General features: G+C 70.0%; 20 protein-coding genes and 1 pseudogene. 12 read left to right on the top strand and 9 right to left on the bottom strand.

Features of this window, described 5'->3' with window-relative positions; genetic code table 11:
• The 7 genes from SM757_RS13370 to SM757_RS13340 form a co-directional block, all read right to left on the bottom strand.
• Nucleotides 1-628 (bottom strand): TolC family protein (locus SM757_RS13370; protein WP_322465850.1); only part of this gene is annotated, 628 nt, incomplete at its 3' end.
• A 95-nt stretch (nt 629-723) separates the two neighbouring features.
• The gene (czcI, locus tag SM757_RS13365; RefSeq protein ID WP_322465849.1) at nt 724-1,080 is read right to left on the bottom strand and encodes a cation efflux protein, CzcI family; all 357 of its coding nucleotides are present in this window, start codon (nt 1,078-1,080) and stop codon (nt 724-726) included.
• 44 nt (nt 1,081-1,124) lie between these two features.
• Complete coding sequence (locus SM757_RS13360; protein WP_322465848.1) at nt 1,125-4,244, bottom strand: response regulator; 3,120 nt, start codon at nt 4,242-4,244, stop codon at nt 1,125-1,127.
• 501 nt (nt 4,245-4,745) lie between these two features.
• The gene (locus SM757_RS13355) at nt 4,746-6,371 is read right to left on the bottom strand and encodes an NADP-dependent glyceraldehyde-3-phosphate dehydrogenase (RefSeq protein ID WP_322465847.1); all 1,626 of its coding nucleotides are present in this window, start codon (nt 6,369-6,371) and stop codon (nt 4,746-4,748) included.
• Nucleotides 6,372-6,489: 118 nt separating this feature from the next.
• Entirely contained in the window at nt 6,490-7,971 is a 1,482-nt protein-coding gene (zwf, locus tag SM757_RS13350; RefSeq protein WP_322465846.1) for a glucose-6-phosphate dehydrogenase, read from the bottom strand.
• 169 nt (nt 7,972-8,140) lie between these two features.
• Complete coding sequence (locus SM757_RS13345; RefSeq protein ID WP_322465845.1) at nt 8,141-8,275, bottom strand: hypothetical protein; 135 nt, start codon at nt 8,273-8,275, stop codon at nt 8,141-8,143.
• Nucleotides 8,276-8,317: 42 nt separating this feature from the next.
• Nucleotides 8,318-9,343 carry a substrate-binding domain-containing protein gene (locus SM757_RS13340; protein ID WP_322465844.1) on the bottom strand — a complete coding sequence of 342 codons (1,026 nt, stop codon included), beginning with the start codon at nt 9,341-9,343 and terminating at the stop codon, nt 8,318-8,320.
• A 306-nt stretch (nt 9,344-9,649) separates the two neighbouring features.
• Between SM757_RS13340 and SM757_RS13335 the strand changes: the two genes are divergently transcribed.
• From SM757_RS13335 to SM757_RS13275, 12 genes and pseudogenes are all read left to right on the top strand, one after another.
• Nucleotides 9,650-9,892, top strand: a complete 243-nt coding sequence (locus SM757_RS13335) for a hypothetical protein (protein WP_066340221.1) — start codon at nt 9,650-9,652, stop codon at nt 9,890-9,892.
• Nucleotides 9,893-9,939: 47 nt separating this feature from the next.
• Complete coding sequence (pyk, locus tag SM757_RS13330) at nt 9,940-11,355, top strand: pyruvate kinase (protein WP_322465843.1); 1,416 nt, start codon at nt 9,940-9,942, stop codon at nt 11,353-11,355.
• A 3-nt stretch (nt 11,356-11,358) separates the two neighbouring features.
• Complete coding sequence (gene gpmA / locus SM757_RS13325) at nt 11,359-12,105, top strand: 2,3-diphosphoglycerate-dependent phosphoglycerate mutase (protein ID WP_322465842.1); 747 nt, start codon at nt 11,359-11,361, stop codon at nt 12,103-12,105.
• 24 nt (nt 12,106-12,129) lie between these two features.
• Nucleotides 12,130-12,414: a hypothetical protein gene (locus SM757_RS13320; protein WP_322465841.1), complete on the top strand. Its 285-nt coding sequence runs from the start codon at nt 12,130-12,132 to the stop codon at nt 12,412-12,414.
• Between the two features lie 184 nt (nt 12,415-12,598).
• On the top strand, nt 12,599-13,858 hold the full coding sequence (locus SM757_RS13315) for an ABC transporter substrate-binding protein (RefSeq protein WP_322465840.1): 1,260 nt from the start codon (nt 12,599-12,601) through the stop codon (nt 13,856-13,858).
• Complete coding sequence (locus SM757_RS13310) at nt 13,858-14,886, top strand: carbohydrate ABC transporter permease (protein ID WP_322465839.1); 1,029 nt, start codon at nt 13,858-13,860, stop codon at nt 14,884-14,886. Before SM757_RS13315 ends, SM757_RS13310 begins: the two co-directional genes overlap by 1 nt.
• On the top strand, nt 14,883-15,725 hold the full coding sequence (locus tag SM757_RS13305; protein ID WP_322465838.1) for a carbohydrate ABC transporter permease: 843 nt from the start codon (nt 14,883-14,885) through the stop codon (nt 15,723-15,725). The genes SM757_RS13310 and SM757_RS13305 overlap by 4 nt, the downstream gene beginning before the upstream one ends.
• A gap of 5 nt (nt 15,726-15,730) precedes the next feature.
• On the top strand, nt 15,731-17,377 hold the full coding sequence (locus tag SM757_RS13300; RefSeq protein ID WP_322465837.1) for an alpha-glucosidase family protein: 1,647 nt from the start codon (nt 15,731-15,733) through the stop codon (nt 17,375-17,377).
• 61 nt (nt 17,378-17,438) lie between these two features.
• Nucleotides 17,439-18,575: an ABC transporter ATP-binding protein gene (locus SM757_RS13295; RefSeq protein WP_322465836.1), complete on the top strand. Its 1,137-nt coding sequence runs from the start codon at nt 17,439-17,441 to the stop codon at nt 18,573-18,575.
• Nucleotides 18,572-20,266 (top strand): annotated as a pseudogene (locus SM757_RS13290) (glycoside hydrolase family 13 protein). Before SM757_RS13295 ends, SM757_RS13290 begins: the two are co-directional and overlap by 4 nt.
• 11 nt (nt 20,267-20,277) lie before the next feature.
• Entirely contained in the window at nt 20,278-21,243 is a 966-nt protein-coding gene (gene glk, locus SM757_RS13280; protein WP_322465835.1) for a glucokinase, read from the top strand.
• 384 nt (nt 21,244-21,627) lie between these two features.
• Nucleotides 21,628-22,677, top strand: a complete 1,050-nt coding sequence (locus SM757_RS13275; RefSeq protein ID WP_322465834.1) for a carbohydrate porin — start codon at nt 21,628-21,630, stop codon at nt 22,675-22,677.
• 27 nt (nt 22,678-22,704) lie between these two features.
• Here SM757_RS13275 and SM757_RS13270 read toward each other — a convergent pair whose 3' ends face one another.
• Together SM757_RS13270 and SM757_RS13265 are read right to left on the bottom strand one after the other, a co-directional pair.
• Complete coding sequence (locus SM757_RS13270) at nt 22,705-23,016, bottom strand: BON domain-containing protein (RefSeq protein ID WP_084267757.1); 312 nt, start codon at nt 23,014-23,016, stop codon at nt 22,705-22,707.
• Between the two features lie 181 nt (nt 23,017-23,197).
• Nucleotides 23,198-23,707 (bottom strand): methyltransferase family protein, encoded by a 510-nt coding sequence (locus SM757_RS13265; protein ID WP_322465833.1) that lies wholly within the window; start codon nt 23,705-23,707, stop codon nt 23,198-23,200.
• Nucleotides 23,708-23,860 lie beyond the last annotated feature (153 nt).

The following is a 23,860-nucleotide window of genomic DNA, read 5'->3' as shown; positions in this document are numbered from 1 at the left end:
GCAGCTCGCCGCGCGCCTGGGCCAGCTCGACGGCCACGCCCGCCTGCGCCACGCGGGCGCGCGTCTCCTCGATGGGCGAGACCTTGCCGGCCGTCACCCGCCGCTGCGCCGCCTCGCTGCCGCCGCGCGCCAGCTCCAGTGCGGCTTGGGCCAGCCGCACGCGCTCCTGCGCCACCAGGGCTTCGGCGAAGGCCGCCGTGACCTCGGCGCGCAACTGGCCGCGGCGCAGCGCCTGGCGCGCCAGCGCCACGTCGAGGCCGCGCCCGGCGGCCTCCAGCCGCGCCTGCCGCTTGCCGCCCAGCTCGATGGGCTGCGCCAGCCGCAGCGTGGTGGAGCGCGTCTCGCGCCGGGTGTCTTCCAGCTCGCCTTCGGCCAGCGCGGCGGGGCGGGCCCCGGCCACGAGCAGCGCGGCCTGCGTGGCCTGCACCTCGCTGCGCGCGGCCGCGAGATCGGGGTAGTGCGCCAGCGCCAGCGCCAGCGCCTGGTCCAGCGTCAGCGCCGGCGTTGTGGCCGCAACGGTGCCGGCCGCGGCCGGCGTGGCCTGGCGCGCGGCATCGGCCCCGCTTTCGGCCAGGCAGGGCAAAGTCATGCATGCCGCCAGCAGTGGCGGCAGCCAAAGGTATCTCATCGGATGCTCCGCTAGTTGATCAGGTCAACGAGGCAGATCCGGCGAGTCGTCTGGGCTCAGGAAAACAAAGGGTGCAAAGGGACGCGCTCGCCGGATCAGGCGGGGCGTCGGTCGGGCCGCTCCGGCAGCGCCGGGACGTGGGATGGCGGCAGCGCGTCGTGGCGGGCCACGCGCGGCGGCAGCGTGGGTGGCGCCAGGGCCGGCGCATCGCCCAGCAGCGTTTGCGCATGGCCCAGGTGGCAGATGCCGCAATCGTTGTCCGCCGTCAGCGGCGACTTCTTGCCGCCATGGCCGTCCTTGGCCTGGGCAGCGCCCTGGTCATGGTGCTGGTGCTCGTGGTGGCCGAAGTGCCCGGCCTGCACCTTCTCGTGCTGGCAGTACGTCGCCACCGCAGCCCAGGAGAGCTGCAGCGGCAGGAGTGCCAGGAGAAGGACGAGGAGCCAGCGGCGCATGTCCGCAAGTTTACCTTCCAGGCAGGCCCGGCTCCGGGCAGGCTTCAGGCGTGCGCCCCGTCCAGCCAATGCAGCAGCGTGGCGTAGAGCGCGCCGGCGTCCACGGGCTTGAAGATGAAGTCGTTCATGCCGGCCTCCAGGCAGGCCTTGCGGTCCTCGTCGTAGGCGTTGGCGGTCAGGGCCAGGATGGGGCGCGTGGCCCAGCCGGGCAGGGCGCGGATGCGGCGCGTGGCCTCCATGCCGTCCATGAAGGGCATCTGCATGTCCATGAGCACCAGCGCGTAGGCCGTGCCCTGCGCCTTCTCCACGGCTTGCAGCCCGTCCTCGGCCGTGTCCACCGACAGGCCGGCGCCCGCCAGCATGGCCAGGGCCACTTCGCGGTTGACGGGGTTGTCCTCGGCCAGCAGCACGCGCATGCCGGCGCAGCGCTCGCGCAGGGCGGCCGCCGCATCGGCCCGCGGCAGTGCCGCCGCCGGCGGGCTGCCCGCGCCACGCGACAGCCGGGCCGTGAACCAGAAGCTGCTGCCTTGCCCGGGGACGCTGTGCACGCCCACTTCGCCGCCCATCATCTGCACCAGGCTGCGCGTGATGGCCAGGCCCAGGCCGCTGCCGCCGTGGCGCCGCGTGATGGAGGCGTCCAGCTGCTCGAAGGTCCGGAACAGCCGCGACTGCTTGTCCGCCGCGATCCCGATGCCGCTGTCCCGAACCTCGAAGCGCAGCAGCAGCTCGGTGCCCGCGTCCTGCATCACTTGCGCGCTCAACCAGACGCCGCCGCGCGCCGTGAACTTGACCGCGTTGCTGGCGTAGTTGAGCAGCGCCTGTTGCAGCCGCACGAGGTCGCCATGCAGCCACGTGGGCACGCCGGCGGCGTCCACCTGCACGGACAAGGCCTTGTCGCGCGCGATCGGCTCGATCATCGAGCACACGTTGTCCAGCACCGCGCGCAGCTCGAAGTCGCTGGACTGCAGCTCCAGCTTGCCGGCCTCGATCTTGGAGAGGTCGAGAACGTCGTTGAGCGTGGCCAGCAGGTGGCGGCCCGCCATGTCGATGCGCTCCAGCCGCGCGGCGTGCTCGGAGGGCAAGGCGGCGCGGCGCAGCAGCTCCGTCATGCCGAGGATGGCGTTGAGCGGCGTGCGGATCTCGTGGCTCATGTTGGCCAGGAACACGCTCTTGGCTTGGCTGGCCGCTTCGGCCGACTGCAACGCGTCCCGCAGCTGGCTGGTGCGTTCGCTCACCAGGCACTCCAGCCGCTTGCGGTAGCGCTCCAGCTCCACGTCCAGCCGCTTGCGGTCGGAGATGTCGCGCACGGTCGCCAGGATCAGGCTGTGCGCGTCGCAGTCCAGCCGCGTGAGCAGCACCTGGGCCGTGAACGGGCTGCCGTCCAGGCGCTGGTGCACCCATTCCATGTCCAGCGAGCCTTCGGCCAGGACGGCGTGCTCGTTGCCCGCCACCAGGTCGCGCGAAGCGCGGCCATTGGGCTGCAGCGGCGCGGAGATGTCGAGCACGGTCTTGGGCTTGAGATCGTCGGCGCGGAACAGCCGCAGGGCCGCCGGGTTGGCGTCCTGGATGACGCCCTCGCCCGGCTCGATCACGAGATGGGCGTCCTTGCTGCCTTCGAAAAGCTGCCGGTGGCGCCTTTCGCTGTTGCGCAGCGCGGCCTCCAGGCTGCGGTGCTCGGTGACGTCCCTGGCCAGGCAGAACGAGCCTATGAAGCGGCCCTCGGCATCGAGCAGCGGTGCCGCTGTGACCTGCAGCAGCCGCGGGCCGCGGGGCGTCTGCAGGGACTGCTCGGACGACGAAAGCTGGCGCTGGGCCAGGGCCTGCTCCGTGATCGAGTGGATCTGCCCGGCCGTGTGCGGCGGAAAGATTTCCGTGTCCGTGCGGTCCAGCGCGGCGGCGGGCTCCAGGCCCATGAGGCGGCCGGCGGCCTGATTGAAGAGCACGTAGCGGCCCTCGGCATCCTTGATGCACATGGCCTCGTCCGTGGCGTCGGCCATGGCCGCCAGCAACTGCAGCTCCTTCAGGCGCCGCACGTTGGCCAGCGATTCGCCGCGGGCCTGGGCCAGGGTCTCGCGCTGGCGCAGCAGCAGCACGGCCACGGCGGCGCTGAAGATGGCCAGCACGCCGACCAGGCCCAGCCAGAGCATTTGCCGCAGGGCCTTGCCGCGCACCTCGGCGTCGGCGATCACCGCGGCCAGCACCCAGTCCGTGCCCGGAATGGCGCGCGTGGCCCCCAGCAGGCGTTCGCCCCGCAGGCCCAGCCCAATGACCTGGCGCTGCTGCGGCGGCTGCAGCGCCAGCGCAGCAACGGCCAGGGCGTCCTCGTCATTCAGCACCGCCTGCACCGGGCCCACGGCGCGGCTGGAAGGCGGCTGGTTGAGCAGCTCCGCGTCGCCGTCCATTCGACGCAGCAGCCACACCTCGCCCGTGTCCGTGCGCACGGGCCAGCCCTGCAGCAGTTGATCCACGTCGTCATCGCTGCAAGGGTGCAGCAGGATGAAGGCCCTGGCCCGCCCGCCGTCCAGCAGCGGAACGACCAGGTCCAGCACGTGGTGCTCGGCGCGATCCACGTAGGGGCCGGCCTGGTGGATGTCCAGGTCCTGCGCCGCCGCGTCCAGGGCGCTTTGCAGCTCCCTGGGCATGTGGGCCTCGCTCCCCGGGCTGCCGCCCAGGCCGTGGCCCCGGCTGTCGTAAATGCGCACGCGGCCTGCGCCCGCATGGCCGGCCAGGCCTTCCAGCTGCTGCGTCAGCAGGTCGCCGCAGCCGGCGTCGCCGGCCTGCCAGCAGTTGAACAGCGCCAGCAGGTGCCGGCTGGTCTGGATGTAGCGGGCCGCGCGCCGGCTCTGGACGACCCGGTCCGTGAGCATCCTCGCCTTGAACTCCGCCACCTCGTTGAGCCGCAGCACCTCGGCCGCCCGCTCATCGCCCCACATCCTGTATCCCGCCGCAAAGACGGCCGCCAGCACGCACAGGCTCGCCACCATCCAGGCGCGCCAGGGGTAAACGAACAATTGCCCCAGCGGCAAGGCCTCCTGGCGCGCGCGGCGCAGCAGCCAATACAAAAGGTAGGAAGTGACCACCACGAAAAGCCACCCTTTTGCCGTGCCGGCCAGGGCGATGGTATCGGGCCCGTGGAAAAACCAGGTCGTGATTTTGTCGGACAACAAAATCCACGTGGCGGCAAACACGGCATAAATCAAGACTATCCTGATTTCCGGCTTGACGAGGCCGGGTGCGGATAATCGTTTATCCATGTTGCCTCCAATAACTTCCTGATCTCGGCTTCGGTCTGTGCGGCTGGAATGGGCGGTGCCGTACAAAGGAGGGTGCACAGCGCTTTGAGCGCAGGCCTTCCAAGAATATATTGACTATGGCCTGGCTTTGTGATCAGGTTGTCAACAGTGGGCTTGATTTTTTATTCGCAAGCCGGGAAGTTGCGGATAAATTTATGCCGTCATCGCAAAACTTTATTTCAAAGGCGGCAGCCTGGATGCCGGCTGCGCGGTTTTATTCGTGCCGAATAATATGTCGAGAATTGCCCTCGAATTATGCGTGGACGGTGCGGGGAATTTTCTGAAAAACAAAAAGCGAATGGCGCACCCAGCGCGTGCACCATTCGCAAAATACTGGCATTCAAATGCCGCCAGCGGCGGCAAAGCCCGGTCTCAGAACAAGAAATCCGTGTGGACGAAGCGCGAATGGTGTTGCGCGGCAATGGCGTTGAGCAGCCGCGTGTTGGCCTCGGTCTGGCGGGCGGCCACCATGGAGCGTATGGAGAAGGCGCGCAGCGCGTCGGTGACGGAGAGCGTGCCCTCGGCCGAGTCCTTGCGGCCGGCAAACGGGAACACGTCCGGCCCGCGCTGGCATTGCGAGTTGAGGTTGACGCGGCAGACCTGGTTGACCAGCGGGTCGATGAGCGCGCCCAACTGCGCCGGGTCCTGGCCGAAGAGGCTGACCTGCTGCCCGTGCTCGGACGTCACCACGTACTGCAGCGCCTCCTCGACGTCCTCGAAGTCCGCCACCGGCACCAGCGGGCCGAACTGCTCCTCGCGGTAGAGCTGCATGCCCTCGCGCACCGGATACACCAGCGCCGGGCGGTACAGCGTCACGCAGGAGTCGCCCCCGCCGCCGTTGAGCACCCGCGCGCCGCGGGATTGCGCGTCGCGCAGCGCCTCGTCCATGTAGGCCGTGCGGTGCGGGCCGGGCAGCGGCGTGATCTGCACGCCGTCCTCCCAGGGCATGCCCAGCTTGAGCGCGGCGATGGCCTCGCCCATGCGCTGCAGGAAGGGCTTCACGATGGAGCGGTGCACCAGCAGCATCTTCAGCGCCGTGCAGCGCTGGCCGTTGAAGGACAGGGCGCCGGCCACGCATTCGCGCACGGCCAGGTCCAGGTCCGCGTCGGCCAGGACGATGGCGGCGTTCTTGGCGTCCAGGCCCAGCACCGCGCGCAGCCGGTGCGACTTGGGGTGCTGCTTCTTGAGGTGGTCCGCGATGCGGCTGGAGCCTATGAGCGCCAGCACGTTGACCTGCCCCGAGGCCAGCAGCCGCGGCACCACCAGCGAGCCCGGCGCGTAGATGGTGTTGACCACCCCCGGCGGAAAGGCGCTGCGCAAGGCCTCCAGCAGCGGCGCGAACAGCAGCGTGCCGTACTGCGGCGGCTTGAACACCACCGTGTTGCCCATGAGCAGCGCCGGGATCAGCGTGGCGAAGGTTTCGTTGAGCGGGTAGTTGTAGGGCCCCATGCACAGCACCACGCCCAGCGGGGTGCGGCGTATCTGGCCGGCGAAGCCTTCGGCCTGCGCGAAGCGCGAGGCGTCGTTGTCCAGCGCCTTGAGCGCGGCGATGGTGGCCTCGATGTACTCCAGCGTGCGGTCGAACTCCTTGCGCGAGTCGGCCAGGCTCTTGCCGATCTCCCACATGATCAGCCGCACCACGGTGTCGCGCTGCGCGGCCATCTGGCGGGTGAAGTCCTGCATGCAGGTGATGCGCTGGGCCGTGCTCATGGTGGGCCAGGCGCCGCGGCCGTGGTCCCAGGCGCGCACGGCGGCGGCCAGCGCCTGGTCGCTGTGCTCCACGCCCATCACGGGCACGCTGCCGATGTCCATCTGCCGCACGCTGCCGTCGGCATGGCGCACGCAGATGGGCGACAGCACGGGGCGGCATTCGCCGTCCCATGTGACCAGCTCGCCGTCCAGCACCGAGACGCGCTGGTGCAGCGGCTCGCGCAGGCGGTGGGCCTCGGGGATCTGGTCCGCGGTGGGGAAAAGCTGTTTCAGGCTGTGGTGGTCCATGGAGGGAGGAGGGGGTGTCCGCGCAAGTGAAAAAGCCAGGACGCACGCCGCGGACGCGGGCGCCTTGCGGCGGCAGGCGTGCCGCGCAGGGGAATTCAGGCCGCGGGCCGGCAGCCGCTCACTGCTCCTCGGCCCAAGTGAAACCGTCGCGGGCCACCAGGGCGCTGGCCGCTGCCGGGCCCCAGCTGCCGGCGGCGTAGGGGCGGGGGCCCAGGCCGGCGGCGTCGTCCTCGCGCCAGGCCTGCAGCACGGGCTCCACCCAGCGCCAGGCCTCTTCCTGCTCGTCGTTGCGCACGAACAGGTTCAGGCGGCCGTGTATGGCCTCCAGCAGCAGCCGCTCGTAGGCGCCCACGCGGTCCTCGGCAAAGGCGTGGTCGAAGTCCAGGTCCAGGCTCACGGGCGCCAGCGCCTGCGTGCCGGTGGGGCCCTGGGCCGCCAGCAGGTGCAGCTCCAGCCCGTCGGCGGGCTGCAGCTTGATCACCAGCCGGTTGGCCGGGTGCGGGCCCGCGAAGATCGGGTGCGGCACGGCGCGGAAGTTCACGACGATGCAGGCCGTGCCCGCCGCCAGCCGCTTGCCCGTGCGCAGGTAGAAAGGCACGCCGGCCCAGCGCCAGTTGCACACCTCGGTGCGCAGCGCCACGAAGGTCTCGCAGCGGCTGCCCGCGGGCACGTTGCGCTCCTCCAGGTAGCCCGGCACGGCACGGCCCTCGCACACGCCGGCGCGGTACTGGCCGCGCACCACGTCGCGCCGCGCGCTGGCGGCGTCGAAGGGCTTCAAGGCCTGCAGCACCTTGAGCTTCTCGTTGCGTATGGCATCGGCATGGGCGGACGCGGGCGGCTCCATGGCGATCATGGTGAGCAACTGCAGCGCGTGGTTCTGGACCATGTCGCGCAGCGCGCCGGTGCGGTTGTAGAAGTCGCCGCGCGTGCCCACGCCCAAGGACTCGGCCAGCGTGATCTCTATGCTGGCAATGCTGTCGCGCCGCCACAGCGGCTCGAAGAGGGCGTTGCCAAAGCGCAGCGCGGTGAGGTTCTGCACCGCGGACTTGCCCAGGTAGTGGTCTATGCGCAGCGCCTGCGACTCGCCGAACACGGCCCCCACGGCGCGGTTGATGGCGCGCGCGCTCTCCAGGTCGTGCCCAAGCGGCTTTTCGAGCACCACGCGCACCTCCGGGCCATGGAGCCCGATGGCGCCCAACTGCCGGCACACCTGCGGGAACAGGTGCGGGCTGGTGGCCAGGTAGAAGACCACCGACTCGGCCGGACCGTCGGCGCGGCCCTCCTGCGCCGCGGGCTCCTTGAGCCAGCGCCGCAGCGCCGGGTAGTGGGCGTCCTGCGCCAGGTCCACCTGCAGGTAGTGCACTTGGGCGGTAAAGGCGGCCAGGGCCTCGGCCGTTGGGCGCGTCGGACCCGACAGGTCCTGGAAGCGCTGCTGCAGCCACACGCGGTAGGCCGCGCTGTCCATGTCCTCGCGCGACACCGCCAGGATGCGCCCGCCCGCCGGCAGCGTGCCGTGGCGCCAGGCCTGGAACAGGGCCGGCATGAGCTTGCGCCAGGCCAGGTCGCCGGTGCCGCCGATGAGGACAAGGTCGAAGGACATGGAATCTCCAGGTGACGTGGTCTTTGGCAGGCGCAGCCCGCGCGGCGCGCCTTGAAAGCCGCGCCGCCGAGCGCGCGCTCCATCATCCAAAGCGCTTTCGAATGGGCGTCATGCTGGGGCCCGCAGCGCCATCGCGCCAGCGGGTTTTCCATTAATCAATCAGCTTGAGTTATTTACTGGTCTCACCGAAACTGGTGTTCAGGCCCGTGTGGGCTTTCAGGAAGTCGGCATGAATGACACCGAAGCGCTGGTAAAGGCCGCCTTGCAGCGGTGCGGGCATGCGCCGGCCGGGCGCAAGGACCATGCGTCGACGGCCTGGGCCCGCTGCGGGGCTGGCGGGCCGGATTCAGCCGTCGGCGCTGGCCGGGCGGTCCGTGTCGCCGGGCGCGATCACGGGCTGCGCCAATTGGTTCAGGGAGGGCACGGGGTGGCCCGCGAGCAGGTCCAGCACCAGCCGCGCCAGGGTGCGGCCGCTGGCCTCGCCCGTGGGCTGCTCCACGGCGGTGACGCGGTAGGGCAGCGGCAGGTCGGCCGGCACGCCGTCGTAGACGATGAGCGACGGCCCCCGGCCCGGCTGCCAGCCGCTTTCCATGAGCGCGCGCAGCGTGCCCACGCCGCTCAGGTTGTTGTCCACCAGCAGCGCGGTGGGCGGCTGCGGCAGCGCCAGCAGCCGCCGCGTGGCCTCGCAGGCGCCGTGCCGATCCAGCGGCACTTCCACCACCAGGGCGGCTTCAGGCTCCAGCCCCGCCTCGCGCAGCGCCTGCACGTAGCCGGCATGGCGCTGCGCGGCGAAGGTCATGCTCAGCGGCGCATGGATCAGCGCGATGCGCCGGTGCCCCAGGCCCAGCAGCCGCTGCGTGGCCAGGCGGGCGCCGGCCTCGTTGTCGAAATCGAACCAGGCGTAGGGCGAGGCGCTGTTCGTCCGCCCATAGGCCACGAAGGGAAACTTGCGCTGCTGCAGGAACTGGATGCGGGCGTCGTCCAGCCGGGTGTTGGCCACGATGAGCGCATCCACGGCGCGCGAGCTGGTGAGCCGCTTGTAGGAGTCCAGCTCGGTCTGCGCCCGCGCCGCCGCGACCATGAGGTCCATGCGCGCCTCGGCCAGCCCGTCGGACAAGCCGGCCATCACTTCCACGAAGCGCGGATCGCCCAGCCCGCTGTCGCCAAACGGGTAAATGATCCCCACCGCCTCCGAGCGCCCGGTGGCCAGCCGCCGCGCCGTGGTGTCGGGCTCGTACCCCGACGCCCGCGCCGCCTCCAGCACCCGCTGCCGCGTGACGGGGCTCACGTCCGAATACCCCGCCAGCGCCCGCGACACCGTCGTCTGCGACAGGCCCAGCGACTGCGACAGCACTTTCAGATTGGTTTTCAAGACGCGTTTCTCCGCCGGGCTTGAGTCAAGGTTCAGCGCGTGTTACGCGCCATCTAAAGCGGTTTGGATCGTAGCACGTGGCGCCACGGCCTGCGGTCGAGTGACGGCAGCCCGGCCCGGGGGCCGCGCTCAGGGAAAACACCAAGCAATATCCAAAGCGCTTTGACTAGTGTTGTGAGGAATCCAAAGCGCTTTGAGCGGGCCGTTCGTTTTGGCGGTCCAAGCGCGATGCCAGCCAGCCGGCCGCCGTGCGCGGTGGCGAGCCCACGGCGCCGGTGCGACGGCGCGCATTGACGAGGAGTTGTCATGGAAGTCCTGCCGGTCTGCCCTGAAGGCGATGAGCACTTGTTGGCCCTGGTGGACTTCAAGTGGCTGATGGTCGGCCTGGGCTGGCGCATCGACCTCTCGCGCCTGTGCCGTGACGCCGCCTACCTCGGCGCATGCGCCCGCCTGGGGCTGGCGAGCGAGCTGCCCCTGCTGCGCCAGCGCAGCGCCGACTTGCTTCACCGCCATGGCGCCGCCACCGCTGCGGCCGCCGGGTTTGCCTGAGTTTTTTTCCCCCACCAAGAAAGGCCACGACCGTGCCTGATATTCCGATGCGCCGTCAACGAAAAGCGAAAATCGTCGCGACCCTGGGGCCCGCCAGCGCCACGCTGCCCGTGCTGCGTGCGCTGTTCGAGGCCGGGGCGGACGTGTTCCGCCTCAACTTCAGCCACGGCAGCCATGCGCAGCACCGCGAGCGCGTGGACATGATCCGCCGCCTGGAGCAGGAGTTTGGGCGGCCCATCGCGATCCTGCTGGACCTGCAGGGCCCCAAGCTGCGCATAGGCTGCTTTGCCGGCGGCCCCATCACGCTGGAGCCCGGCGCGGCCTTCCGCCTGGACCTGGACCCCGCGCCCGGCGACGCGGCGCGCGTGAACCTGCCGCACCCCGAGATCTTCGCCGCGCTGCAGCCGGGCGCCGAGCTGCTGCTGGACGACGGCAAGCTGCGTCTGCACGTTGAAAGTTGCGGGCTGGACCACGCGCACACCCGCGTCGTCACCGGCGGGCCGCTGTCGGAGCGCAAGGGCGTCAACGTGCCCGGCGTGCTGCTGCCCATCTCGGCGCTCACGCCCAAGGACCGCGAAGACCTCGCCTTCGGCCTCACCTTGGGCGTGGAGTGGGTGGCGCTGTCCTTCGTCCAGCGGCCTGAGGACTTGCACGAGCTGCGCGAGCTGGTGGGCGGCCGCGCGGCGCTGCTGGCCAAGCTGGAAAAGCCAGCGGCCATGGACTGCCTGGAGGCCGTGGTCGACGCGTGCGACGCGGTGATGGTGGCGCGCGGCGACCTGGGCGTGGAGCTGCCCGCCGAGACCGTGCCGCGGCTGCAAAAGTGCATCGTGCGCACCTGCCGCCGGCAGGGCAAGCCGGTGATCGTGGCCACGCAGATGCTGGAGTCCATGGTGGCCTCGCCGGTGCCCACGCGCGCCGAGGCCTCCGACGTGGCCACCGCCGTGTACGACGGGGCCGACGCGGTGATGCTCTCGGCCGAGTCGGCCGCGGGCCGCTACCCGGTGGAGGCGGTGGCGGTGATGGACCGCGTGATCCGCGAGGTCGAAGGCGACCCGTACTACCGCACCGTGATCGACGCCTCGCACGTCGCGCCGGTGGCCAGCGTGGCCGACGCCGTGTGCACCTCGCTGCGCCAGACGGCCGAGCTGCTGCCCATCGCCGCGCTGGTGACCTACACGCGCTCCGGCGCCACCAGCCTGCGCGCCGCGCGCGAGCGGCCGGCGGCGCCGGTGCTGTGCATCACGCCGCAGTTGTCCATCGCGCGGCGGCTGGCGCTGGCCTGGGGCGTGCACGCCGTGCACGTGGGCGCGGGCATACAGGACGTGGCCGGCATGGTCGAAACCGCCCGCGCCGTGGCGCGGGCCCAGGGCTTTGCCGCGCCGGGCGCACCCATCGCCATTGCCGCGGGCATGCCTTTCGGCACGGCCGGCACCACCAACCTGCTGCACATCACGGAGGCCTGAGCCATGCATCAGCTCGTTCTCTTGCGCCACGGCGAATCGGTCTGGAACCAGGAAAACCGCTTCACGGGCTGGACCGACGTCCCGCTGAGCGACCGCGGGCTGGAAGAGGCCCACGCGGCCGGGCGGCTGCTCAGGGCGCGCGGCTTTCACTTCGACCTGGCCTTTTCGTCCGTGCAAAAGCGCGCCATCAAGACGCTGTGGAGCGTGCTGGAGGAGCTGGACTGCATGTACATCCCCGTGCAGTCCACCTGGCGCCTCAACGAGCGCCACTACGGCGCGCTGCAGGGGCTGAACAAGGCGCAGACCGCCGCGCGGTACGGCGAAGCCCAGGTGCAGCGCTGGCGCCGCGCCTACGACGAGCCGCCGCCGGCGCTGGCCGCGGGCGATCCGCGGCACGAGGCCGGCGACCCGCGCTACCGCGGGCTCGGCGCGGACGTGCCGCGCACCGAATGCCTGCGCGACACCGTGGCGCGCGTGCTGCCTTGCTGGCGCGACGCCATCGCGCCGGCGCTGCGCGGCGGCCAGCGCGTGATCGTGGCCGCGCATGGCAACAGCCTGCGCGCGCTGATCAAGCTCCTGGACGGGGTTTCGGACGAGGCCATTGCCGAGGTCAACCTGCCCACCGGGCAGCCGCTGGTCTACGAGCTGGACGCCGACCTGCGCCCGCTGCGCCACCACTACCTCGGCGACGCCGCCGCCATCGAGGCGTCGCTGCGCGCGGTGGCGGCCCAGGGCCGCGTGGCGGCTTGAGCCGCCCGGCAGCAGGCGCGGCACATGCTGGGCCAGATCCGGCGCCTGCTGGCCGGGCAGCCGCTGCGCGACGTCCACTACCGCGACTTCGGCTCCCTGCTGTCACTGGGCCACCAGGGCGCGTTGGGCGACCTGCTCGGCGGCCTGGGCCGCGGCGGGCTGATGGTAGAGGGCCGCCTCGCGCAGGCCATGTACCTGTCGCTCTACAAGCGCCACGAGCTGGGCCTGCACGGCTGGCCCAAGGTGGCCCTGGCCACCGTCGCGCGCTGGCTCAGCGGCCACACGGGGCCGCGCGTCAAGCTGCACTGAGCGCCGCCGGCAGGGCCGGCACTCCCGGCCCGCCGCGCGCCGGGCAGGTTTGAACCTTGCCCGCCCGGCTGGGGCCATCCATCCCTCGGACAAGCCAAAGCGCTTTGAGGGTTTCCTATAGGTTGATCCAAAGCGCTTTGGACAATAATCAAACCGCGTTAGATATTTGGCAGGAGACAGGTTCATGAAGGCATTGCATTACTTCCTGGGCGCCGCCGGCCTCGCGGCCACACTGGGCGCGGCGCAGGCGGCGACGCTCACGATTTCCTGCGCCTCGGTGGGCGTGGATTTCGAAAACTGCAAGCGGTATTCGGCGCAGTGGGCCGCCAAGACGGGACACACGGTGAACATCTTCACCATGCCGAGCTCCAGCACGGACATCCTGTCGCTGTTCCGGCAGATGTTCGCGGCCAAGTCGGCCGACCTGGACGTGCTCAACATCGACGTGGTCTGGCCCGGCGTGCTCAAGGACCACCTGCTGGACCTGAAGCCCTACAGCAAGGGCGCGGAGGCGGAGCATTTCCCGGCCATCGTGGCCAACAACACGGTGGACGGGAAGCTGCTGGCCATGCCCAACATGAGCGACGCGGGCATGCTCTTCTACCGCAAGGACCTGCTGCAGAAGTACGGCCTGCAACCACCCGAGACCTGGCAGGACATGGCCGCCGCGGCCAGGAAGATCCAGGACGGCGAGCGCGCCGCCGGCGCCGCGGACTTCCAGGGCTTCGTCTTCCAGGGCAAGGCCTACGAGGGCCTGAGCTGCAACGCGCTGGAGTGGATCAGCAGCTTCGGCGGCCAGGTGCTCGATGCCCAGGGCAAGGTCACCGTCAACAGCCCGGCCACCGTGCAGGCGCTGAAGATGGCCGCGTCCTGGCCCGGCAGCATCGCGCCCAAGGGGGTGCTGAACTACGCCGAGGAGGACGCGCGCGGCGTGTTCCAGAACGGCAAGGCGGCCTTCATGCGCAACTGGCCCTACGCCTGGTCGCTGAGCCAGAACGCCGACAGCGCCGTCAAGGGCAAGGTGGGCGTGGCGCCGCTGCCGCGCGGCGGCGGCGAGGGGCAGCATGCGGCCGCGCTGGGCGGCTGGCAGTGGGCGGTGAGCAAGTACTCCAAGAACCCCGAGGCGGCGGCCGACCTGGTGATGTACCTCAGCAGCCGCGAGATCCAGAAGGAGCGGGCGGTGAAGTACTCCTTCAACCCCACCATGCCCGCGCTCTACAAGGACAAGGACGTGCTGGCGGCCAACCCCTTCATGGCCGACATGTACGAAGTGCTGGTCAACGCCGTGCCGCGCCCGTCCACCATCACCGGCGCCAAGTACCCCGAGGTCAGCCAGGCGCTGTGGAACGCCGCGCACGACGTGATGTCCGGCCAGTCCAGTGCCGAGGACGCCGCCAAGCGCCTGGACGGCCGCCTCAACCAGATCCGCCGGGGCAAGTGGTAATGGGCGCCGCCCCCAACGCCTGGCAGGAGGGTCCGCCCCTGCCGCAAGCCCTGCGCAGCGCCGTGGTGGCGCCTGCGGCCGCGGCCGCCGCCACACCCGCGACGCGCCAGCCGCTGCGCGCGCAGCGCACGCGCACCGCGTGGCTGTTCCTGGCGCCCATGCTGGTGACGCTGGCGGCCGTGGCCCTGTGGCCGCTGGCACGCACCATCTGGTTCAGCTTCACCGATGCCAACATCAACGACCCCGGCGCGGCCCAATTCGTCGGCCTGGGCAACTACTTCGGCGAGTTCGGCCTGTTCTTCAACCCGAACAACACCGAGGGCTTCTGGGCCGGCGACTGGGGCGTGGCCATCGCCAACACGCTGAAGTTCGCCCTGGCCTCGGTGCTGCTGGAAACGGCCTTCGGCCTGGGCGTGGCGCTGCTGCTCGACCAGGAGTTCAAGGGCCGCTCGCTGGTGCGCGCCGCGGTGCTGCTGCCCTGGGCCATCCCGACCATCGTATCGGCCAAGATGTGGGGCTGGATGCTGCACGACCAGTTCGGCGTCATCAACCACCTGCTGCTGTCGGCCGGCCTCATCCAGCACCCCATCGCCTGGACGGCCGACCCCGCCTTCGCCATGTGGACCGTGGTGGCGGTGGACGTGTGGAAGACCACGCCCTTCATGGCGCTGCTCATCCTGGCCGCGCTGCAGACGCTGCCGCGCGACTGCTACGAGGCCGCCCGCGTGGACGGCGTGCATCCGCTGCGCGTGTTCTGGCGCGTGACGCTGCCGCTCATACGCCCGGCGCTGATGGTGGCGGTGGTGTTCCGGCTGCTGGACGCCCTGCGCGTGTTCGACCTGATCTTCGTGCTCACGTCCAACAACGCCAGCACCATCAGCATGTCCGGCTTCGTGCGCCGCGAGATGGTGGACAACGGCTACATGGGCTACGGCTCGGCCGCCTCCACCGTGCTGTTCCTGATGATAGGCCTGGCCACGGTGCTGGTCATGCGCCTGGCCCGCAACCGCCGCATGGAGGACGCATGAACCACCAACGCTCCGCTCTGGGCTCGGCCGTGATCTACGGGCTGGCCGCCCTGGTGACCGTCGTCTCGGTCTATCCCTTCCTGTTCGCGGTCTCGACCTCGCTCAAGACCGGCAGCGCGCTGTTCGACCCCAGCCTGTGGACCCGCGGCGCCAGCCTGGCCAACTACGCCTCGCTGCTGGCGGGCGCCGAGCAGCCCTTCCTGCGCCACGTGCTCAATTCCGTCGTGGTGTCGGTCGCGGTGGTGGCGCTGTCGCTGGCGCTGGGCGTGACGGCGGCCTATGCGCTTGGGCGCATCAGCTTCAAGGGGCGCGGGCTGCTGCTGGGCAGCATCCTGGCGGTGTCCATGTTCCCGCAGGTGGCGGTGCTGGCCGGCATGTTCGAGCTCATCCGCGCGCTGGGCCTTTACAACCGCGCCATCGGCCTGGTGCTGCCCTACCTGATCTTCACGCTGCCCTTCACCGTGTGGGTGCTGACCACCTTCATGAAGCAGTTGCCCAAGGAACTGGAGGAGGCGGCCATCATGGACGGCTGCGGGCCGCTTCGCATCATCTGGCAGGTGTTCATGCCCCTGCTGTGGCCGGCGCTGGTGTCCACCGGGCTGCTGGCCTTCATCGCGGCGTGGAACGAGTTCCTGTTCGCGCTCACCTTCGTGCTCGACAACAACGAGCGCACCGTGCCGGTGTCGATCTCGCTCATCAGCGGGGCCAGCCTGTACGACATCCCGTGGGGAAAGATCATGGCCGCCTCGGTGCTCGTCACCCTGCCCCTGATAGCCCTCGTCCTCGTCTTCCAACGCAAGATCGTCTCCGGCCTGACCGCCGGGGCCGTCAAGGGGTGAACTCCATGCACAAGCCCAAGGCATCCAACAACCAGTGGTGGCGCGGCGGCGTGATCTACCAGATCTACCCGCGCAGTTTCAAGGACAGCAACGGCGACGGCATCGGCGACCTGCCGGGCATCACGTCCCGGCTGGAGCACGTCGCACGCTTGGGCGCCGACGCGGTGTGGCTGTCGCCCTTCTTCAAGAGCCCGCAAAAGGATTTCGGCTACGACATCAGCGACTACCGCGACGTCGACCCGATGTACGGCACGCTGGACGACTTCAAGGCCCTGGTCGAGCGCGCCCACGCGCTGAACCTGAAGGTCGTCATCGACCAGGTGCTGTCGCACTGCTCGGACCAGCACCCCTGGTTCGTCGAGAGCCGCAGCAGCCGCGACAACCCCAAGGCCGACTGGTTCGTGTGGGCCGATGCAAAGCACGACGGCACGCCGCCCAACAACTGGCTCAGCGTCTTCGGCGGCAGCGCCTGGCAGTGGGACACGCGCCGCTGCCAGTACTACCTGCACAACTTCCTCACCAGCCAGCCGGACCTCAACTTCCACAACCCCGAGGTGCAGGAGGCGCTGCTGGACACCGTGCGCTTCTGGCTGGAGCTGGGCGTGGACGGCTACCGGCTGGACGCCATCAACTTCTGCTTCCACGACGCGCAGTTGCGCGACAACCCCGGCCGCGGCATGCCTACCGTCGAGGACGCCACCGCCCCGTCCATGAACCCGTACTCCTGGCAGGTGCACCGCTACGACAAGAGCCAGCCGGAAGCATTGGGTTTCCTGAGGCGGCTGCGCGAGCTGGTGGACCAGTACCACGACACGACCATGGTGGGCGAGATCGGCGACGAGGCCGGCCTCGCCATGGTGGCCGACTACACCCGCGGCAGCGACAGGCTGCACATGGCTTACTGCTTCGACCTGCTGGGCGCGGCGCACGACGCGCCTTACCTGCACGACCTGATAGAGCGCTTCCAGCGCATCGCCGGCGACGGCTGGGCCTGCTGGGCCATCTCCAACCACGACTGCATGCGCGTGGCCACGCGCTGGGGCGGCGCGAACCCGTCGAGCGCGCAACTGCGCGCCGCCGCCGCGCTGCTGCTGAGCCTGCGCGGCAGCGTGTGCATCTACCAGGGCGAGGAGCTTGGGCTGCCCGAGGCCGACATCGCGTTCGAGGATCTGCAGGACCCTTACGGCAAGACCATGTGGCCGGAGTTCAAGGGCCGCGACGGCTGCCGCACGCCCATGCCCTGGTCGGACCAGGGCGCCGACCTGGGCTTTGGCAGCGGCCATGTCAAACCGTGGCTGCCGCTGGCCGAGCCGCACCGCCGGCTGGCGGCCGAGCGGCAATGGGAGCAGCCGGGCTCGCTGCTGAACCACTACAGCCGGCTGCTGCACTGGCGCCGCGGCCAGGCCGCCCTGGTCAAGGGCGACATGCAGCTGCTGCCGCGCCATGCGCAGGTGCTGGCCCATGTGCGCGAGCACCACGGCCAGCGCGTGCTGTGCGCCTTCAACCTGAGCGGCACGCCTGCCGCGCTGGCGCTGCCCGCCGGCATGGCGCTCGACGCCGTGCTGCACGACAGCGGCGCCGACGGCGCGCGGCTGGACAACGGCACGCTGCACTTCGCCCCCTGGGGCGTGATGTTCGCCCGCCTGGGCTGAGCGCCGCCACCACCATCGCCACCGCCATCGCCCGCCATTGCCACCCATCGAGGAGACCACCATGACCCGCATCGACTTCCGGCAGGTTCGCAAGCGTTACGCGCCGGGGCAGCCCCTGACCATCAACGACGCCAACATCGAAATCGACAGTGGAGAGTTCTGCGTCTTCGTCGGCCCGTCGGGCTGCGGCAAGTCCACGCTGCTGCGCATGGTGGCGGGGCTGGAGGACATCAGCGGCGGCGACCTGCTCATAGGCGGCCAGCGCGTCAACGACCTGCCGCCGGCCAAGCGCGGCGTGGCCATGGTGTTCCAGAGCTACGCCCTGTATCCGCACATGACGGTGGCGGAGAACATGGCCTTCGGGTTGCGCACCCTGGGCGCGGACAAGGCGGCCATAGACCGCAAGATCAAGGCCGCGGCCGACATCCTGCAGCTCACGCCGCTGCTGGAGCGGCTGCCCAAGGCGCTCTCGGGCGGCCAGCGCCAGCGCGTGGCCATCGGCCGCGCCATCGTCAAGGAGCCCAAGGTCTTCCTGTTCGACGAGCCGCTGTCCAACCTGGACGCCGCGCTGCGCGTGCAGACCCGCCTGGAGATCGCCCGGCTGCACAAGGACCTGGGCTCGGCCAGCATGATCTACGTGACGCACGACCAGGTGGAGGCCATGACGCTGGCCGACAAGATCGTGCTGCTGCACGCCGGCAAGCTCATCGAGGAGCGCGGCAGCGTGGCGCAGGTGGGCTCGCCCATGGCGCTCTACCACCGGCCCACCAGCCGCTTCGTGGCCGAGTTCATAGGCTCGCCCAAGATGAACGTGCTGCCCGCGCGGCTGCTGGACGCGCAGGCCGACCACGCCGTGGTGCAACTGGCCGGGCAGCCGGTGCGCGTGGCCGTGGATGCGCGCCACCTGGCGCCCAACGCCCAGGTGCAGGTGGGCGTGCGGCCGGAGCACGTGGTGCTGGCCGGCGAAGGCGAGGGCGCGGCGCTGCCGGTGCGGCTGCTGCACGTGGAACGCTTGGGCGACGCCTCGCTGCTCTACGTCGATGGCGGCGCGGGCGTGGGCACGCTGACTGTGCGCGTGGAAGGCGCCGCGGCGCAGGCCCCGGGCTCGCGGTTGGCGCTGCGGCTGTTCCCTGGGCAACTGCACCTCTTCGACGACGCGGACCAGGCCTGCCGCCGCACCGTGGAGCTGCCGGCATGAGCCAGGCGTGGTTCAAGCAGAGCGTGGTCTACCAGGTCTACCCGCGCAGCTTTTGCGACAGCAACGGCGACGGCATAGGCGACCTGCGCGGCATCACGGCCAAGCTGGACTACCTCCAGGCCCTGGGCGTGGACGTGGTGTGGCTTTCCCCCATCTACCGCTCGCCCAACGACGACAACGGCTACGACATCAGCGACTACCGCGACGTCATGGCCGAGCTCGGCACCATGGCCGACTTCGACGCGCTGCTGCACGCCCTGCACGAGCGCGGGCTCAAGCTGGTGATGGACCTCGTGGTCAACCACAGCTCCGACGAGCACCCCTGATTCACCGAGGCCTGCAAGGGCCGCGACAACCCCTACCGCGACTACTACATCTGGCGTTCGCCGCGCGACGGCGCCGAGCCCAACAACTGGGCCTCGGCCTTCGGCGGCCCGGCCTGGACCCTGCACGAGCCCACGGGCGAGTACTACCTGCACCTGTTCTCCAGGAAGCAGCCGGACCTCAACTGGGAGAACCCCAGGCTGCGCCAGGAGGTGTATGCGCTCATGCGCTTCTGGCTGGACAAGGGCGTGGACGGCTTCCGCATGGACGTCATCAACATGATCTCCAAGGCGCCCAAGCTGCCGGATGCGCCCGCAACGCTGCCGCAGCGGCCCTGGCAGCCGCCGGGCCCGCTGGTGTTTCACGGGCCGCGGCTGGCCGAATTCCTGGACGAGATGAAGCGCGAGGTGCTGTCGCACTACGACCTGATCACCGTCGGCGAGGCGCCCAACGCGACCCCCAAGCACGGCGTGCAGCTCACGGACGAGCGCGAGGGCTTTCTCAACATGCTCTTCCAGTTCGAGCACGTGGACCTGGACATCGACCCGGCGCAAGGCCTGGGCAAGTGGGGCCGCAAGCCGCTGGAGCTGCGCTCGCTCAAGGCGTCCATGTCGCGCTGGCAGCACGCGCTGCACGGCCGCGGCTGGAACAGCCTCTACCTCTCCAACCACGACCAGCCGCGCCCGGTGTCGCGCTTCGGCGACGACGGCGCCCACCGCGTGGCCTCGGCCAAGATGCTCGCCACCTTCCTGCACCTGCTGCAGGGCACGCCCTACGTCTACCAGGGCGAGGAGCTGGGCATGACCAACGTGCGCTTCGGCTCCATCGCCGAGTACCGCGACATCGAGACGCTCAACCTGTGGCGCGAGGCGGTGGACGAGCGCGGCATGGCGCCGGCGCAGGTGCTGGCCGCCATCCATGCCAAGGGCCGCGACAACGCGCGCACGCCCATGCAGTGGAGCGACGGCCCGCACGCCGGCTTCACCACCGGCACGCCCTGGATAGGCGTGAACCCGAACTACCGGGAGGTGAACGCCCGCCAGGCCCTGGCGGACCCGGACTCCGTGTTCCACCACTACCGCCGCCTGATCGCGCTGCGCCGCGCGCTGCCCGTGGTGGTGCACGGCCGCTACGAGCTGCTGCTGCCTGAGCATGCGCAGATCTACGCCTACCTGCGCACCCTGGGCGAGGAGCGGCTGCTGGTGGTCTGCAACTTCAGCCGCGCCACGCCGCGCTGCGAGTTGCCCGCGGACCTGGCTTTCGAAGAGCAGGAGCTGCTGATCGCCAACTACCCCGTGGAGGCCGGCGAGGACATCCGCGCCTTCACCCTGCGCCCCTACGAGGCGCGCGCCTACCGGCTGCACTGACGAGGACGGCCATGGATACATCACGCCTGCTCGCCGACATAGGCGGCACCAACGCCCGCTTTGCCTGGCAGGCCCGCCCCGGCGCGCCCATCGAGGACGTCGCCACGCTGCCCTGCGCCGGCTACGCCGGCCTGGACGATGCGCTGGCCGACATCCTGCAGCGCCTGGGCCGGCCCGCGCCGCGCCGCTGTGCCATCGCCATCGCCAACCCGGTGCTGGGCGACCTGGTGCGCATGACCAACCACCACTGGGCCTTTTCCATCTCGGCCGTTCAGGCGCGCTTCTGCTTCGCGCAGTTGAAAGTGCTCAACGACTTCACCGCGCTGGCGCTGGCCTTGCCGGCCCTGGAGCCCGCGGAGCTGCGCCCCTTGGGCGGCGGCTGCGCGTTGCCGGCGGCGCCCATGGGCCTGATTGGCCCGGGCACGGGCCTGGGTGTCTCGGCCCTGTTGCCTGACGGCCGCGGCGGCCACGTGGCCGTGGCGGGCGAGGGCGGCCACGTCACCCTGCCCGCGTGCACGGCGCGCGAGCAGCAGGTGCTGGCGCAACTGGCCGAGCGCCACGGCCACGTGTCGGCCGAGCGTGCCGTCTGCGGCCAGGGCTTGGTGGACCTGCATGCGGCGCTGTGCGCCCTGGACGCACCCGGCGGGCCGCCGCCCGCCCTCACGGCCGCCGACGTCACCGCCGCCGCGCTGGCGCGCTCCGACGCACGCTGCGTGGAGGCGCTGGAGATGTTCTGCGCCTTCCTCGGCACGGTGGCCGGCAACCTGGCCCTCACGTTGGGCGCGCGCGGCGGCGTGTACCTGGGCGGCGGCATCGTGCCGCGCCTGGGCGCGTTCATCGACGGCTCGCCGTTTCGCGAGCGCGTCGAGGCCAAGGGCCGCTTCCGCGGCTACCTCGCCGCCATCCCGGTGTTCGTGATCAACAGCCGCCAGTCACCCGCCCTGCGCGGCGCCGCACGCGCGCTGGACGCCTGCTGATGTACCGCCGCGCTGGCGTGCGCGGCAGGCCCGGCAGGGCGGGGAAAAAACCAATCCTTCCCCGCGAAAACCCCGATCACCGCCGGCGGAACAATAACTAAACTGGTTTTATTAAAGCGCTTTGGATGCTCTGTCGGGAGGACAGGGCCCACCTCCAAAGCGCTGCGTTGGGCCGATTCGCCCCGCGACGCCGCGCGTGTCACCGGGCTGAAGCCGGCCCGGCGCCGACCCGCCTGACAGCAACGTCTTTTGGTTTCGTATCCGCGCCGTTTGGCCTGAATTCCAAAGCGCTTTGATTGAATGTAACTGACCCGAGTACCGGCCACAGACCGGCACCGGCTTCCTGTGCAAGCCCAGCCATTCCAAGTGAAGGAGACCCGCGCCATGCCGTACCGCCCCTTTCCGCGAGCCCTGCTCGCCGCGACCAGCCTGCTGACCGCCGGGGGCGGGTACTGCCAGAGCCCAAGCTGGAGCTCCAGCGACGGTGCGCCGCCCGTGGCGTTCAGGGGCGACGCCAACGTGGAGATCGACACCACGCGGCAGAACAACGGCGTGGGCGGCACGCAGGGCGGGCGGGTCGAGCTCAACCTGATGGGCAGGACGACGCTGGGAGACGCCTTCCTGGCCGGCAAGGCCACCTTCCTGGCCAAGAAGGACGGCGGCACGGCCACCGACGACATGTGGGTGCAGGCCGGCAACGCGAAGTTCGACTTCAAGCTGGGCCGTTTCGAAGCCGTGGACCTGTTTCCGCAGGGCCGCGACACCGTGCTCAACCGCGCGGGCAGCGGCGTGTACCGCGCCAATTTCATACGCGGGCGCTTTGGCGGCTCAGCGGGCAACGTGGTGCACGTGGCCGGGCATGCCTTGCTGGCCGAGGGCCTGAACCTGGAGCTGGGCCTGGCCGATACGGGCAAGGCCGACAACCTCGCGGCCGGCCAGGCCGAAGGGTTGCGGCCCGTGCTGAGCTACAGCGCCAACGGCTGGCTGTTCAAGGCCGGCGCGGAAATCGGCCGCATGAGCGACGGCGGTGCGGCGGGCAACGCCCGCTTCGTGGACCTGCGCGGTGCGGCCCTGAGCCTGAGCAAGGCCGTTGGGCCGGGCAACCTCAACGTGAACCTGGCCGGCGGGCGGGCCGAAGGCCTGTGGAAGAGCAGCGTGCTGGCCGCCAACTACACGGTGCCGCTGGGCCCCTGGGTGCACGTGGAGCTTGGGCGGGTGAAGGCGGACGCGCCGGGCAGCGCCAGCGAGACGGTGCGCACCGTGGGCGTGGGCTGGCAGTTCTCGCTGTTCGGCATCAAGAACGCCTACGTCACGCCGGCGCTGTCGTACTCCTCCTCGTCCGCGGACAGCTACCTGCCCGCGCTGGGCGGCTCGGCCAAGCCCAGCGAGCGGGCCGTGCGCGTGCGCCTGAACTACACCTTCGCGGCGTTCTGACGCCGCGGCGCAGCCCGGGGCCGCGGCTCAGTAGTAGCGCTCGCTCGAACGCCAGGTGCGCAAGTCGCTGGTGACGCCATCGACCCCCGGCACGGCCGCCGTGAGGCGCATGGCCTGCAGCACGTCGTTGGGCGCATCCACCCAGCCTTGGAGGCGAACCTTGCCGTCCACCACCACGGCGTGCACGTCGGCGTGGCGCAGTTGGGCGGCCTGCAGCGCCTGCTCGACCTGCTGCTGCAGCCGGCTGTCGTCCGCGGTGGCGGCCTGGGCGCCGCTGCCCAATGCCAGCGTGATGCCCAGCACGGCAGCGGGAGCGAGCATTTGAAGGCGGAGGTTCATGTCGGCTCCTAAATCAGGGTAGTTGACGATTGACTTTTGCCGGCGCGCAGGGGCGAGGCCTTGTCAAGGCGGCAAGCGTCGCACAAGCGCGTACCAACCTCGCGGGGGAGGGGTTATTGGCGTGCGACGGGCGCGCTTGGGAAATCAGCGTCTGGAAAAGGCGCGGTATTTGAGTTTCGCCTCAGATCCACCGCCGCACCCGGGCCTTGTAGGCCAGGTATTCCTGGCCGAAGAGCGCCTGCAGGGCGCGCTCCTCGGGTTTGATTTGAAATTCGGTCAGGTAGATGCAGAAAACAATAACCAGCGCATAGGCCAGCGCGTTGGCCGACCAGCAGGCGATGCCGAGCAGCAGCAGTGCCATGCCGAGGTACATGGGATTGCGGCTGATGCGGAAGAGCCCGCGCGCCACGAAGCGGCTGGCCTTGTCGGGAACTCTCGGGTCCAGGGTCGTGCGCTGCATGCGGAATTGCAATGCGGCGCCGAAAAGCAGGGCGAGACCTGCAATGGAAAAGAGTGCGGCGGCAGTTTGGTGGTGGGGAAAGGTCACCGCGGCGGCCGGTATCCAATGGCTCACGGCGACGATGAGCGCGAGAAATACTGCGGTGAGCAGGAGAGGAGGGATTTTTAATTCCAGTGCGCGCATCGGAATAACCTGAGGTTTGAGATCCAAGTTTACAAGACCGTGCGTCATTTCTGCGGATCGTTTGAATAAAGTGAAAGCTCGTATGTTGGCATTATGTGATTCCACTTGTTCATGGCGTCCCGACGTTGGAGTTCTGCGGCCGGCAGGTGGACTGCTGTAACGCTGGGGTAGGCCATGGTTGTCCTATTCAGGTGATGATTT

The organism is Azohydromonas lata (assembly GCF_034427735.1).
Taxonomy (GTDB): domain Bacteria; phylum Pseudomonadota; class Gammaproteobacteria; order Burkholderiales; family Burkholderiaceae_C; genus Azohydromonas; species Azohydromonas lata.
The sequence above is the reverse complement of the archived record's forward strand: the minus strand, read 5'-3'. Positions and strand labels throughout refer to the sequence as shown.